The organism is Methylobacter luteus IMV-B-3098, assembly GCF_000427625.1.
In the GTDB taxonomy this organism is placed as follows: Bacteria; Pseudomonadota; Gammaproteobacteria; order Methylococcales; family Methylomonadaceae; genus Methylobacter; species Methylobacter luteus.
The window spans coordinates 25,279-40,168 of sequence record NZ_ATYJ01000015.1 but is presented as its reverse complement, the minus strand read 5'-3'; the positions used below and the strand labels follow the sequence as shown (position 1 = coordinate 40,168).

Annotated in this window: 7 protein-coding genes; all 7 read left to right on the top strand. The window is 53.5% G+C overall.

Going from position 1 to position 14,890, the window contains the following annotated elements:
• Positions 1 to 136 precede the first annotated feature (136 nt).
• The 7 genes from traJ to METLU_RS0101665 are packed head-to-tail and all read left to right on the top strand — an operon-like array spanning position 137 to position 14,720.
• A complete protein-coding gene (gene traJ, locus METLU_RS0101695) occupies positions 137 to 508 on the top strand; it encodes a conjugal transfer transcriptional regulator TraJ (protein WP_027156707.1) in 372 nt (123 codons plus the stop codon).
• 34 nt (positions 509 to 542) lie between these two features.
• The gene (traI, locus tag METLU_RS0101690) at positions 543 to 2,747 is read left to right on the top strand and encodes a TraI/MobA(P) family conjugative relaxase (RefSeq protein ID WP_027156706.1); all 2,205 of its coding nucleotides are present in this window, start codon (positions 543 to 545) and stop codon (positions 2,745 to 2,747) included.
• Positions 2,744 to 4,639, top strand: a complete 1,896-nt coding sequence (locus METLU_RS0101685) for a type IV secretory system conjugative DNA transfer family protein (RefSeq protein ID WP_027156705.1) — start codon at positions 2,744 to 2,746, stop codon at positions 4,637 to 4,639. Before traI ends, METLU_RS0101685 begins: the two co-directional genes overlap by 4 nt.
• Entirely contained in the window at positions 4,636 to 5,172 is a 537-nt protein-coding gene (gene traF, locus METLU_RS0101680; RefSeq protein ID WP_027156704.1) for a conjugative transfer signal peptidase TraF, read from the top strand. Before METLU_RS0101685 ends, traF begins: the two co-directional genes overlap by 4 nt.
• A gap of 9 nt (positions 5,173 to 5,181) precedes the next feature.
• Positions 5,182 to 7,239 carry a DNA topoisomerase III gene (locus METLU_RS0101675; protein WP_027156703.1) on the top strand — a complete coding sequence of 686 codons (2,058 nt, stop codon included), beginning with the start codon at positions 5,182 to 5,184 and terminating at the stop codon, positions 7,237 to 7,239.
• Between the two features lie 11 nt (positions 7,240 to 7,250).
• Positions 7,251 to 7,469, top strand: a complete 219-nt coding sequence (locus METLU_RS24270; RefSeq protein ID WP_036242759.1) for a hypothetical protein — start codon at positions 7,251 to 7,253, stop codon at positions 7,467 to 7,469.
• Positions 7,470 to 7,475: 6 nt separating this feature from the next.
• Positions 7,476 to 14,720, top strand: a complete 7,245-nt coding sequence (locus METLU_RS0101665; RefSeq protein WP_027156702.1) for a strawberry notch-like NTP hydrolase domain-containing protein — start codon at positions 7,476 to 7,478, stop codon at positions 14,718 to 14,720.
• The last annotated feature ends 170 nt before the right edge of the window (positions 14,721 to 14,890 follow it).

Sequence of the window (14,890 nt, the reverse complement as noted above, 5' to 3'; positions counted from 1 at the left end):
GGCGGGCAGGATGTGTGAAGTAGGCCCACCAGCAAGCTTGGCAGTCCTACTTCACTAGCCCTTATTCGCGCTACGCACTCAACGGTTATCCTGCTCTGCGAGGCTGGCCGGCTACCGCCGGCTTTAGATGAGGGAAATGATGAGAGATAAGAAGAAAACCCGGAAAGAAAGTCCGCCCATCAAGGTGTACTGCCTTCCAGAAGAGCGACTGCAGATCGAGGCAAACGCCAAGGCAGCGGGCATGAGTCTGTCTGCTTTTCTGCTGACTGTCGGGCGGGGCTATAAAGTCACAGGCATTGTAGACTTCGAACAAGTGCGCGAATTGGCACGCATCAATGGCGATCTTGGACGTTTGGGCGGTCTCCTGAAGCTTTGGCTGACAAATGACAGACGTACTGCTCAGTTTGGCGAGGCCACAATCCGGGCGTTGCTGAGCAGGATCGAGTCCACGCAGGATGAAATGGGGCAGGTTATGAAGTCGGTGGTTCGCCCAAGGGCTGAATCATGAATTTTTTAGCGGCTAAAATCCTCAGGGAGGCGACTTGATTGCAAAGCATGTTCCTATGCGGTCGCTTGGCAAAAGCGATTTTGCAGGACTGGCGGATTACATCACCGATACACAGGGAAAAACCGAAAGACTTGGGCAGGTTCAGGTCACGAACTGCGCAGCAGGAACGGTGCAGGCCGCGATTGATGAAGTGCTGGCGACTCAGCACATCAACACTCGAGCCAAGGGAGACAAGACCTATCACTTGCTCGTCAGCTTTAGAACGGGCGAGAAGCCCAATGCCGACACCATCAAGGCCATTGAAGAGCGGATCTGTGCCGGTCTTGGCTATGGTGAGCATCAACGGATTAGCGCCGTACATCACGATACGGACAATCTGCACATTCACATTGCCATCAACAAGATTCATCCAGTACGGCACACGATGCACGAACCGTATTATCCGCACCGAGCTTTGGCTGAGCTATGCACCATCATTGAACGAGACTATGGCCTTGAGCCGGATAACCACGAATCGCGCAAGCGGAATGCCGAAGGGCGGGCGGTCGACATGGAACGCCATGCCGGTATCGAAAGCCTGATCGGCTGGATCAAACGGGAGTGTCTGGATGAAATCCGAGAGGCTCAGTCTTGGGCAGAGCTGCATCAAACTATGCGTGCAAACGGCCTTGAGTTGCGCGAACGCGCTAACGGTCTGGTCATCGAAACCGTCGACGGAACGATGGTTAAAGCAAGTACAGTAGCCCGCGATTTTTCTAAACCGAAGCTGGAAGCCAGGCTTGGTTCCTTCGAGGCATCGTCCGAACGGCAAGCGCAAATCAATGTGAAGCGGCAATATCAGAAGTACCCAGTACGTCTGCGTGTCAACACTGTTGAATTATATGCCAGGTACAAGGCTGAACAGCAAACCTTAACAGCTACCAGGACGGCCGCTCTGGAGAAGACAAAAAAGCGGAAGGATGAGCAGATAGAGGCTGCCAAACGGTCGAGCCGACTGCGGCGGGCGGCCATCAAAATCTTGAGCGAGGGGCGACTGACCAAAAAGCTGCTGTATGCTCAAGCCAGTAAGTCTCTGCGCAACGAAATCCAGGCAATCAACGAACAGTATCGAAGGGAGCGGAAGAGATTCTACGATGAGCACAGACGCCTCACATGGGCTGACTGGCTCAAGAAAGAGTCCATGCAAGGCAATGGCGAGGCCCTGGCTGCCCTGCGTGCCCGCGAGGCCGCCCAAGGCCTCAAAGGCAATACCGTCAAAGGCGAGGGTCAAGCCAGGCCTGGCCACGTACCCATACTGGACAACATCACGAAGAAGGGAATCATCATTTACCGTGCCGGCATGAGCGCCATACGAGACGATGGCGACAAACTGCAAGTATCACGCGAGACCAACAGCGAGGGTCTACAAGCGGCTCTCAGGCTGGCAATGGAGCGATACGGCGAGCGTATCACCGTCAATGGAACGGCCGAGTTCAAGGCCCAGGTCGTGTGGGCCGCCGTTGAATCACAATTACCCATCATCTTTGCCGATCCCGGCCTTGAGCGCCGGCGGCAGGAACTTTCAACGAAGGAGAAAGCAAATGAGCGAACCGGATCAATTTCCGACCGAGGACGAACTGATCGACGCGGCACTGGCCGCGCTGGACCAGGATCCACTGCCGACCAGCACGCTATCAGATTTAGAGGCGGGCCTAACGACAGCCGAGCAGCCGGAGCATCTGAACGCTCCGCCGGTATCGTCGGGAAGCCCAACATTGGACGCCCTGGACGAGTTCCGCCGCCCCAAAGCCAGCACCGTTTGCGAGAACTGTCCGAACTCGGTGTGGTTCGCATCGCCGGCGGAAGTGAAGTGCTATTGCCGCGTAATGTTCCTGGTCACGTGGAGCAGCAAGGAACCCAACCAGATAACACACTGCGACGGGGCGTTTTTGGGGCAGGAGTGAAACCGGAACAAATCGTTGCCGCTGAAAAATATATTGACGAGAGAGAGCAAAAGAGGTTTAAAATTTACGATATACCGAAGCATTTTCTATATAACGGACAAAATGGCACCTTCACTTATGGCGGTACCAGAAATGTCGACGGGCATGCTTTGGCGCTACTGAAACATGGCGATGAAGTCATGGTGCTGCCTATCGATCAGGCTACGACTAGGCGATTGAAGCGCATCGGGGTAGGCGATCCCGTTACGGTCAATCCGACAGGATCGCTCAGGACATCGAAAGGAAGGAGTCAATGAAACCTAAACACAATAATGCGGTTGGTCCCCAGGTTCGGGACAAAAAGAAAGGCAATAAACTGCTACCGACTTTGGGAGTGCTTTCTCTTGGTGCCGGACTGCAATCGGCCACTCAGTTTTTCGCCTACACATTTAACTATCAGGATAGCCTTGGCGCCCATGTAAGCCATATTTATACGCCCTGGTCGATCTTGCAATGGGGATCGATGTGGTACGGCCAGTATCCGAATGAAATCATGCGGGCAGGAAGTATTGGCATGTTGGTTTCCACTGTTGGGCTGCTTAGCGTGGCCGTAGCTAAGGTTATTTCCTCGAACTCATCCAAAGCAAGCGAGTACCTTCACGGTTCGGCTAGATGGGCCGGGCAAAAGGATATTCAAGCTGCGGGCCTATTGCCACGGCCGAGAACTTTTCTTGAAATCGTGACAGGCAAGGAGTTGCCCACTGCTGCCGGTGTGTATGTCGGCGGATGGGAGGACAAAAATGGTAAATTTTACTACCTGCGCCATAACGGGCCTGAACACGTCCTGACGTATGCGCCGACCCGTTCCGGCAAGGGTGTCGGCTTGGTTATTCCGACCCTGCTTGCATGGCCGGCCAGCGCCGTGATCACCGATCTGAAAGGCGAGCTTTGGGCCTTGACCGCTGGCTGGAGAAAAAAGTACGCCAGAAATAGAGTATTAAGCTTCGAGCCGGCATCGATCAATGGCGGCGTTTGCTGGAATCCCCTGGATGAAGTCCGGATTGGCACGGAAAACGAGGTAGGCGATGTACAAAACCTTACTTCCCTCATTGTTGACCCAGACGGCAAAGGTCTTGAATCCCATTGGCAGAAAACAGCCTTCGCGCTGCTGGTCGGCGTGATCCTGCACGCGCTTTACAAGGTCAAACACGAAGGTACAGAGGCTACTTTACCATCCGTCGATGCCATGTTGGCAGATCCAAACCGTGACATTGCCGAGCTTTGGATGGAAATGGCAACTTACGGCCACCAGGACGGTCAGAACCATCCAGCTATCGGATCGGCGGCTCGGGACATGATGGACCGGCCCGAAGAAGAGGCTGGCTCGGTCCTTTCCACGGCCAAATCTTACTTAGCCTTGTACCGCGACCCTGTTGTGGCCCGGAATGTCAGCAAGTCAGAGTTTCGCATCAAGGACCTGATGAACCACGACGACCCGATAAGCCTATACATAGTCACTCAACCGAACGATAAGTCCCGGCTGAGACCTTTGGTGCGCGTGATGGTGAACATGATCGTGCGTCTGCTGGCCGACAAGATGGAGTTCAAGAATGGCCGGCCCGTAGCCCACTATAAGCATCGTTTGCTCATGATGTTGGATGAGTTTCCAAGTCTTGGAAAGCTGGAAATCCTGCAGGAGTCGCTGGCTTTCGTGGCTGGCTACGGCATCAAGTGTTATCTGATTTGCCAGGATATCAACCAGCTTCGTAGCCGGGAAACGGGATATGGTCATGATGAGCAGATTACCTCCAATTGTCACGTTCAAAATGCTTATCCACCTAACCGTGTCGAGACTGCCGAGCATCTTTCGCGTCTGACCGGGCAGACCACCGTGATTAAGGAACAGATTACAACCAGCGGCCGCCGCACGGCCGCCATGATGGGGCAGGTATCACGCACGATCCAAGAAGTACAGCGGCCTTTGCTTACACCCGATGAATGTCTGCGCATGCCGGGGCCGCGCAAGAACGCATCGGGCGAAATCGAAAAAGCGGGTGACATGGTGATCTACGTTGCCGGTTACCCGGCCATCTACGGAAAACAGCCGCTCTATTTCAAAGATCCTGTCTTTCAGGCTCGGGCTTCGATTCCGGCTCCAAAACTGAGTGACAAGCTTATTCAAGTGTACAAAGCGGATATTCAGATATGAGCCGTATCTTGGAACGTTTTACGAGTGGCGTCGCGGTTGCGGGTATTGCCGCCATGTTCGTCAGCGGGGCCGCATACATCGTCGGCGCACGCATCAACACTACGAAAAGCATCCCGATCGGGCTGTACTGGATCAGCAATGAGCCAGTGGCTAAAGGCGCTTATGTGATGTTTTGTCCACCGCAAAACGGCGTGTTTGTGAAGGCGAAGGAAAGAGGATACATCGGGGCCGGCTTCTGTCCCGGCGGATTTGGCTACATGATAAAACGAATTTTAGCGGCTAAAAACGACATTGTAGCGATTAATGATGAGGGAGTACGGGTAAATGGTGAGCTTCTTCCTCTCAGTGTTCCGCGCAAGGTTGATACTGTCGGCCAAGCGCTGCCGCAATTCCATGTTGACCATTACAGATTAGGCGAAGCAGAGCTGCTGCTTATGTCCGATGTGAGCGACACATCCTTCGATGGCCGCTACTTCGGGCCGGTCAATCGGTCGCAAATCAAGGCCGTGATTCGGCCGGTAATTACACAGTAAGGAGAGGGAATGAATTTGTTTATTGCAGAAAAACCGTCTGTGGCAAAAGCCATTGCGGGCGAATTGGGGATTACTGGAAAAGGCGACGGATTCATCCAGTGCGGCAACGACAAAATAACCTGGTGCTTTGGCCACATGCTCGAGCAGGCCGAGCCGGATGACTACACACCGGATGACGTACCACGCGGCCAGAACGGCCGGAAGGTCTGGCGAATCGATGAACTGCCCATCATTCCTACGAACTGGATTCTCAAGCCCAAGGAAGATGCGAAAAAACAGCTTGCAACGATTGGAAAGCTGCTCAAGGAAGCTGACGTAATTGTGAACGCCGGTGATCCCGACCGGGAAGGGCAATTGCTGGTTGACGAGGTCCTTGAACACTTCTGCAATACCAAGCAGGTACGCCGGTTTTGGGTATCCGCACAAGATGCTGTTTCAGTCAGACGCGGGCTGGCCGCCTTAAAGGACAACACCACTTTTGCCGGCTGGGCCGATGCCGCCAAGGCGAGACAGCGGGCCGATTGGCTCATCGGCATGAATCTTAGTCGCGCATATACACTTCGGGCGCAGCGGGGTGGTTCCCGCGCACTCTTAACTGTTGGACGTGTGCAGACGCCCACATTGGCCTTGGTTGTTACTAGGGATCGGGAAATAGAAGGATTCAAGCCGGTGCCTTATCACACCATTCGGGCCGATATTCAGCACGTCGGCGGCCCCTTTACCGCTGCCTGGAAGGCTAAAGAAGATCAAGTTGGCCTCGATTCCGAAGGTCGGCTCGTCGATACGGGCATTGCCGATGCGCTTGTCGAGAAGGTGACTGGCAAGCCCGGCATCATTGCCGAGTATAAGCAAGAAGCCAAGAAACAGAACCAGCCGCTGGCTTTCGCACTGTCTGATATTACCCTCCTGGCTTCCAACAAATTTGGGTACAGTGCCGAAGATGTGCTGAACGTCTGCCAGACACTTTATGAAACCCACAAGTTGACCTCGTATCCACGCACAGATTGCGCCTATCTGCCGGAATCCCAACATGCCGACGCAGTCGATGTGCTGGAAGCGGTCAAACACGTCAATCCCGAGCTGGACGGGATAGTGGACGGCACAGATCTACGCATCAAGTCCAAAACATGGGACGACTCAAAAATCACCGCGCACCACGGAATCATCCCGACGATGCACAAAGGCAGTAAGGCGGGCCTCACTGACAAGGAGCGCAATATTTATGAGTTGATTGTCCGGGCTTACCTGGCGCAGTTCTACCCGCTGCACGAGTATATGAAAACTACCGTGGCGGCAGAAGTCGAGGGCGAAACCTTCACCGCGAGCGGAAAGGTTGTCACCCGTAATGGTTGGCGGGAGGTATTTCATGAGTCCGACGAAGACGGCAGCAAAGATCCGGAAGAGGGCAGCAATCAACACCTGCCGGCCATGAAACAAGGCGACGGCGTGACCTGCACCGCGGCCATCAGGCGGGACGCCAAGACGAAACCGCCAGCCCGGTTCACAGAGGGCACACTGACCCGCGCAATGGAGAACATCCATAAATTCGTGTCCGATTCCGAACACAAGAAGATGCTGCGCGAAGGCGACGGCATCGGCACATCGGCCACCCGCGCTTCCATTCTTTCCGAATTGAAGCGCCGCGAGTTCTTGGCCCTTAAGGGCAAGCAGATCGTCAGCACGATCCTGGGCCGCAGTGTCATCGACGCTCTTCCAGAAGTCGTGAAAAGCCCGGTTCTGACCGCCTTATATGAGCGGATGTTGAAAGGGATCGAGCAAGGCACCGCCGAGTTGACCACCTTCATTGCCAGGCAGGAAGCTTTCATCCGCGACCAGGTAGAGAAGGCTAACGAGGGAGCGGTGCACATCGCCGGCGGCAAAGAAGTTGTTCCGGTGTCCTCGCTGCATAAATGCATGGCATGCGGCAGCGGCTTGTCACGCCGGCCCAGCAAAAAGAAAGGCCATTTCTGGTGGGGATGCAGCAACTTCCCTACCTGCAAGCAAACCTACCCTGAGCTAAAAGGACGACCGGACTATAGCAAGGGCCGTAACAATGACAGTAATTGAGGAGTAAAACCATGATGCAAAGTGAAGATAATAACAGTTCAGCCAACGAAGTTGGGATCGAGTCTGAGGCAGACGTGCTCGTTGAAAAGTTGAGCGATGCAGAAACAACGCCAAGCTTTGAGGTAGAGTTTGATCCAGACGAGGCCGAGAAAGCCGGCGCCTTTGAAGAGGACGCCATCAGTGAAGCCGATGCGTTAGAGAGTAGCGCTGACCTGATAGACCTTGAGTAGTCGAGTATGGCTAAGCAATCTTACCCGGATCAATGGGATTTATTCGATGATTGGCTGGTTGCCGGGAATGCGGCAGTATCCCCGGTTATTCGACCAAAAGAGACGGACTCATTAACCGCATCGTTTGATCAGTCTCGCTATGTTCTCGCGCTACGTTTAGCTGAAAAGCTGGACAGGGACGGAGAAATCACAGTCAAGTTCTTAACTGACGAGGCGAATCGCGCTTTCGGCGGCACTCAGGCGGAAGGCATCTATTCTACCAAGGACGCCTATGATGCGATGGAAGCGGCTTTTAACATCCATCTTGGCAATACTGAGAAAGCCGACTGGACTGATCAAGACGCGGCATGGGCAAATAGCAAAGCAATCGAACTAACCAAGCGTATTCAGAAACTGCCCACGCAAACGCGTCGTGATGAGGAAATGGATGAATTCCAGCAATTCAGTACGCCTCCGGCACTCGCGTTTGTGGCTAATTGGGTGGCAAACGTCAAACGCAGCGATGTGATGGGCGAGCCGTCTGCCGGCACTGGTGATTTGGCAATCTGGCCAAAGATTGCCGGAGCCGAGATTGTTCTGAATGAGTTATCGCCACGCAGACAGGTGTTACTTTCCTCACTGTTCCCCCAGGCGAGACTGTTCAAGGAGAACGCGGAGCAATTGGACAACGTACTACCGTCCGATATAAAGCCTTCAGTCATTGTCATGAATCCGCCGTTTTCATCGACAGCAGGGCGTGTGCAGGGGCAACGCGACACATCGAACGGCGCTAGACACATCGAGCAGGCATTGAGACGGCTACAGGACGGCGGCCGGTTGGTGGCTGTTGTCGGCAATGGTATGGCGGCGGACCGACCGGCATTTAGCAAGTGGTGGAAGGAAATAGAGAAAAAATATAAGGTCCGTGCCAATGTCGGCATAGCCGGCAAAGAGTATGCGAAGTATGGCACGACGTTCGATAACCAAATTTTGGTTATCGATAAAACCGGGCCGACGACTCAGCCTGTTTTGACAGGTAGAGTCGAATCGGTCGCCGATTTACCCGCATTGTTAGAGGACATTAGAAATGAACGTCAGCACTCTCAACGAGAATTCAATCAACCGGCAGTCACAGCGGATACTCAAGCAGTACCAGATCCCTTGCAACCCAGCGACGGAGCTCGCGGCCTTGGTAGTGGTGCGGGAGGCGCTGGAACGGAATCTATTGGACACGGGGGAGATTCAGGAGCCCCTGTTACTGATAGCGAAACTCGCGGCGAATCCACCATTGGCGATGTCGTTAATGACGGAATCGGAGCCGGGAGTGGAGTTTCAAATGGAGCTGTCGGAAACACTGGAGGAAGCAGCGGCGCAGATATTGGAGGAAATAGTGGCGTCAGTGAAAGCAACAAGGCCGGAACAGTTACAGTAGAGATTAAGAGCGGCGAAGTCAGCGAGTTTACTGATTCTGTATTCGCCAATTACAGTCCTCAGCGTCTCACCATTCCAGGCGCAAAACCACATCCCGGAAAACTGGTACAGTCAGCGGCGATGTCGGCTGTAGAGCCGCCAGCGCCAATCTATACGCCCGTGCTGCCTGCGGATCTGATACAAGACGGATTGTTATCCATTGCACAGCTTGAGTCTGTAGTTTATGCCGGACAAGCGCATTCTCAGTTGCTGCCTAACGGTTCGCGGAAAGGCTTTTTCATTGGCGACGGGACAGGTGTCGGCAAGGGACGGGAAATATCCGGCATTATCCTCGATAACCTGATGCAGGGCCGAAACAAGGCGGTCTGGATTTCGTTCAACGAGGGATTGATTGAGGATGCGAGAAGGGATTTCGCAGGCGTAGGCGGCGATCCCAACAAGATCTTCTTTCAGGGTAAAACCAAGGCCGGTAATGACATCATCCAAGCAGATGGCATTTTGTTTACGACCTATTCCACACTGCGGGGCGGCGAGAAAAAACAGGCCAATGATCTGGGGCAGAAGGGCGGAAAGACGCGCACCCAACAGATCATCGACTGGCTGGGCAAGGATTTCGATGGCGTGATTGCGTTTGATGAAGCGCATAGCATGGGCAACGCCATTGCAATCAAAGGCAAACGTGGCGTTAAAAAACCTTCGCAGCAGGCGATTGCCGGCATCAACCTGCAAAAAGAATTGCCCAATGCGCGGGTTACCTATGTGTCGGCCACCGGTGCTACCGAGATTAGCAACCTGAGCTATGCGGACCGGCTAGGTCTGTGGGGCGAGGGTACGCCATTCGCCGATGTGAATACCTTTATCAGCGATGTCTCAAAGGGCGGTATCGCGTCAATGGAGCTCATCAGCCGCGATATGAAGGCAATGGGCATGTATCTCGCCCGGTCCTTGTCCTACGACGGCGTGAGCTACGAACGGCTGGAACATACGCTTTCCGACTTGCAGGAAGATATTTACAACGAGCTGGCCGGTGCCTGGCAGATCGTTTTAGAGAATGTTGAAGAAGCGCTGGAGATTACCCAGGCCGGCAGCAGCGGTCCAGCGAAAAGCGCGGCAATGGCGCAGTTCTGGGGCGCACATCAACGCTTCTTTAACCAGATCATCACGGCCATGCAAACGCCCCGCGTGATTGACGATATTCGTGAACAACTTGCAGCCGGCCATGTCGCCGTTATTCAACTGGTCAACACCAATGAGGCTGCCCAGGAACGCATCATTGCCAATGCAACGGCCAATGACAGGGCGCTCGAGGATCTTGATTTCACGCCAAGGCAGATGCTGATGGACTACGTTCGCAACGGTTTTCCGGTGGCGGCCTACGAAGAGTCCAAAGACGATAACGGCAATATCATTTATGTACCGGTCAGGGATTCGGAAGGGAACCCGGTCTTTGATCGTGAAGCGATTGCCCTGCGCGATGCATTGCTGGAAACCCTGCAACAAATCCGGGTGCCTGAGAATCCGCTGGATTCCATCATTAATGCCTTCGGCTCTGATAAGGTGGCCGAGATCACTGGCCGTAGCCGCCGGTTTGTCCAGGTTCGTGATGATGAGGGTAATCTGAAGGTCGTTGAAGAAAAGCGGGGTAAGCACTCATCCAGAGCAGATGCCGAAGCATTCCAGAACAACAAAAAAGACATTCTGGTATTTTCCGGGGCAGGCGGTACCGGGTATTCATTCCACGCTGACAACACCGCCGAGAATCAGCGTAAACGCATTCATTACATTTTGCAGCCGGGTTGGCGGGCCGATTCGGCTGTACAGGGCTTTGGGCGCACCCATAGGACCAATCAGGCGCAAGAACCGCATTATGTGCTGCCCACCACCAACCTGAAGGCGCAAAAGCGGTTTGTATCATCCATTGCCCGCAGACTGGATCAGTTAGGCGCATTGACACGCGGCCAGCGCGAGGCGACCAGTCAAGGCATGTTCACGGCGTCAGACAATCTTGAAAGCGAATATGCCTCTATCGCACTCAAGAATTTCTTCGGCGACCTTTATCGCAATAACACCGATCTGTCGTTTCATGATGTCACCAAGCAAATGGGGTTGAATCTGCTGGATGACAATCTTTCGTTGAATGAAAGCAAAATCCCGGCAATACCGCAGTTTTTGAATCGACTGCTATCACTGAAAACCGACATGCAGAACGCCGTTTTTGGCGAGTTTGAAAAGCGGCTCATAGAGTCCGTTGAATACGCTAAACAACAGGGTTTGTATGACGTTGGCTTGCAGACCATGACGGCATTGAGCATCAAAAAAGTGCGTGATGATGTCGCTTATGAAGATAAGAATACCGGGGCGCAGACCCGATATGTCGAGCTGGATGTCACCAACGAGATTCAATATAACTCATGGGACGACGCCAAGAACTTGGCGGGCTCTCGTCGCAATGCCGATGATTTAAGCGGCTGGTTTGTCGCTGAGTTCGGTAAAAACAAGGGGGAGGTCTTCTTTCTTTCCGACATAGGCGAAAGGCTCGACTCAGAAGGCCATACGGTACACCGTGGCGTCGTGCATACGATCAGAAAGAACGATCATCGATACATCGATAATGCCGATGTGATGAGTCGTGGCTGGGATTACCGGAGCGTTTCAGGCCGTTATCAGAAGGTGACGCTGACCCGGGCGATTGATGAGGCCGAGGCCGAAAAGCTTTGGCATGAACAAGTCGCCAGTGCGCCGAAAACCGAGACCAAAACCGAGCGGATGATAGTCGGGGCGATCCTGCCGATCTGGGATCGCGTCGAGGGATCGGAAACCATCAAGCGGCTGCAGACCGATGACGGCGAGCAGTTGCTGGGTCGAATGTTAGGGCCAAAGGCGGCCAAGCAAACGCTCAAGAATTTGGGGCTGGATTCCGGCTTGTCCAATATGACGGCCAGCGATTTGTTCAATGCGATCAAAAATGGCAACAAGGCCATTCTTTCTAACGGCTGGGAAATCACAACGGCCAAAGTCAACCACGAGGATCGGATCGAGATTAAAGGACGCAGTTATCTGACCGATGCCGAAAAACGTGTCCTGAAAGAGCAAGGCGCATTCATCGAGCGCATCAACTGGGCCGAGCGGGTCTTTATTCCAACTAACAGCGGCGGAATAGGGGTGTTTGAGCGCATCACCGCTTCGAAACCTGTCGTTGATCTGATCGAGAAGAACAGGCGTCAGGCAGCCGAAGAAGCTGAACAAGAGCATGGGATTCCTGATGTTTCAAACGAGCAGACCACTCAAGATGCGAGTGTCGAGGCCATCACCACCAAGAACGTAAGCGATGACATAGCAGTACCCAGTTATCAGGGAGATATTTCAATGAATCAGAAGAATGAAAAGAAACCCTATCATGAAACCGTTGCCGAGAACTTGATCAAACAGCTTGAAGCCGGAACTGCGCCGTGGCAACGACCGTGGGAGGCCGGCGCATCAGGCTCCTTCCTGCCGTATAACCCGACGACCGGCAACCGTTACAAGGGGATCAATGCATTGCACTTGATGTCGCAGAACCATGACGATCAACGCTGGATGACTTACAAGCAAGCGGCGGCCGCCGGTGGCCAGGTTCGAAAAGGCGAGAAAGGGACCGGTATTCAGTACTGGAAATTCACGGAAGAACAGATCAAGAAAGACGATAACGGCAAGCCGGTGTTAGATACGGAAGGAAAGCCGCTTAAGGTAGTCGTTCGATTGGAACGGCCTCGCGTATTTTTCGCGACCGTGTTCAACGGTGAACAGATCGACGGTTTACCACCGATCCAGAAAAAAGAACAGAACTGGAACCCGATTGAACGGGTTGAAAATATCTTAGCGGCCTCAGGTGCCAATATTCAACATAACGGCGGCGAGAGAGCGTTTTATCGACCATCGACCGATAGCATTCACTTACCTGATAAAGGGCTGTTTTCAAGCGCAGAGCGCTATTATTCGACAGCATTGCATGAATTAGGGCACTGGACTGGCCATTCGTCACGCCTGGATCGCGATCTTGCACATCCTTTTGGCAGTGAGGGGTACGCAAAAGAAGAACTGCGGGCCGAGATTGCAAGCATGATTTTGGGCGATGAGCTGGGTATCGGTCATGACCCAGGTCAACATGCAGCGTATGTCGGATCATGGATCAGAGCGCTGAAAGACGATCCTCTTGAAATATTCCGTGCAGCGGCCGATGCCGAAAAAATTCAAAACTATGTATTGGCCTTCGAACAAGTACAGGAGCAGGACCAGCAGCAAACGACCGACCCCGAACTGGTTGCGGAGTATTTTAACCAGACGCAAGTGCAGGAGATCAGTATGGAACCATCACAACACAATGCCATCGAGAGCGAACAGCAGACGCAGAGAGGCGACCAGGATCAACAGAAGTCCGAACGGCAATACATCAATGTGCCTTACAGAGAAAAGGGCGAGGCCAAGGCCCTCGGTGCACGATGGGACCGACAAGAGCAGGCATGGTACATTCCGCCTGGTGTTGAAACTGCTCCCTTCGCCAAATGGGCGCAGGGTTCTAATCAAATAGCTATGGAAGAAAAACCGGTCGAAGTTCAGGACCAAGACCAGCGTACTTATTTGGCCGTACCCTATGGCGAGCGTGTCGCAGCCAAGGTAGCGGGCGCTATGTGGGATAAGGTGGCGAAGTTCTGGTATGCCGGCCCTGATGCTGACATGACAAAGCTCGAACGCTGGAAGCCCGACAACATGCGAAACCAGCAAGGTCCGGCGATGACACCAAAAGAGGAATTTACCGAGGCATTGCAGTCCTTGGGCTGCATCGTGACCGGCGAACACCCGATCATGGACGGCAAGAAGCATCGGATTGGCGTCGAAGGCGACAAAAAGGGTGAGGAGGCTGGCTTTTATGTTGGTCACTTGGACGGTCATCCTGCTGGTTATATCAAGAACAACCGCACCGGCATCGACATGAAATGGAAATCAAAAGGCTATACGCTAGATCCACAAGAGAAAGCAAAACTGCAAGCCGAGGCCGCAACCAAGCTGGCTGAACGGGCAGCCGAGCAAGACCGCTTGCATGAAGCAACAGCGCAGCGTGTTAGTCGGCAACTGGAAACATTGATACCAGTGAATAAGCCGACCGCATACCTGGAAGCCAAGGGCATCGAGGCGCACGCTGGGGCGCTAACTGATAAGGAGGGGCAAAAGACCTACATCCCAGCCTTTGATGTAGAAGGAAAGCAATGGACAATGCAGTACATCCAGGAGGGCGGCACTAAGCGCTTTGCCAAGGACAGCCGTAAGGAAGGCTGCTTCCATCCAGTCGGCGGCATGGATGCTGTTGCGGCAGCGCCGACGCTTGTTATAGCAGAGGGCTATGCCACCGCCGCCAGTCTATCCGAAGCTTTGGATCATGCTACCGTTGCAGCGTTCGACTCGGGTAACTTGTCCCATGTCGCCCGTGCCCTGCATGAGAAGTTCCCGGATAAGCCGATCATCATTGCTGGCGATGACGACCGGCACCTAGCGGCTACCCAGGGAATCAATCCCGGCCGCGTCAAGGCCGAGGAAGCAGCAAAGGCAGTTGGTGGCAAGGCTATCTTCCCGATCTTTGCGCCTGGTGAACAAGCAGCGAACCCCAAGGCGTTTACTGATTTCAATGATCTTGCCACCAAGAGCGAGCTGGGCCGGGACGGAGTTGAGCGCCAGGCCATAGCGGCTGTAAAAAAGGCACTTCTTGAAAAGGATGAACGCCAGGAGCATATGCAGCAGCTCGAACAGGGGCAGAAGCAGGATGTTAAACAAGAACAGCGGCCGCGTCGTGCTATGAAAATGGGATAGCAACCCAATCAGCTTAACTTTTTGTGAAAGTTATCCACAAATTCTGTGGATAACCTTGTAAACAATTCGTCACAATATCTTCTAACTTTTTGTAAAATATGGAATTTAGTTAAATTGACTGAAAATTAATCAAATGGGGGTTCTAAGCCCTAACCCAAGAAATTTTGTAA

Excerpts from the sequence above, each read along its gene's own strand:
- METLU_RS0101675 (WP_027156703.1), top strand. The coding sequence starts at position 5,182 with ATGAATTTGTTTATTGCAGAAAAACCGTCTGTGGCAAAAGCCATTGCG.
- METLU_RS0101685 (WP_027156705.1), top strand. The coding sequence starts at position 2,744 with ATGAAACCTAAACACAATAATGCGGTTGGTCCCCAGGTTCGGGACAAA.
- METLU_RS24270 (WP_036242759.1), top strand. The coding sequence starts at position 7,251 with ATGATGCAAAGTGAAGATAATAACAGTTCAGCCAACGAAGTTGGGATC.
- METLU_RS0101665 (WP_027156702.1), top strand. The coding sequence starts at position 7,476 with ATGGCTAAGCAATCTTACCCGGATCAATGGGATTTATTCGATGATTGG.
- traF (WP_027156704.1), top strand. The coding sequence starts at position 4,636 with ATGAGCCGTATCTTGGAACGTTTTACGAGTGGCGTCGCGGTTGCGGGT.
- traJ (WP_027156707.1), top strand. The coding sequence starts at position 137 with ATGATGAGAGATAAGAAGAAAACCCGGAAAGAAAGTCCGCCCATCAAG.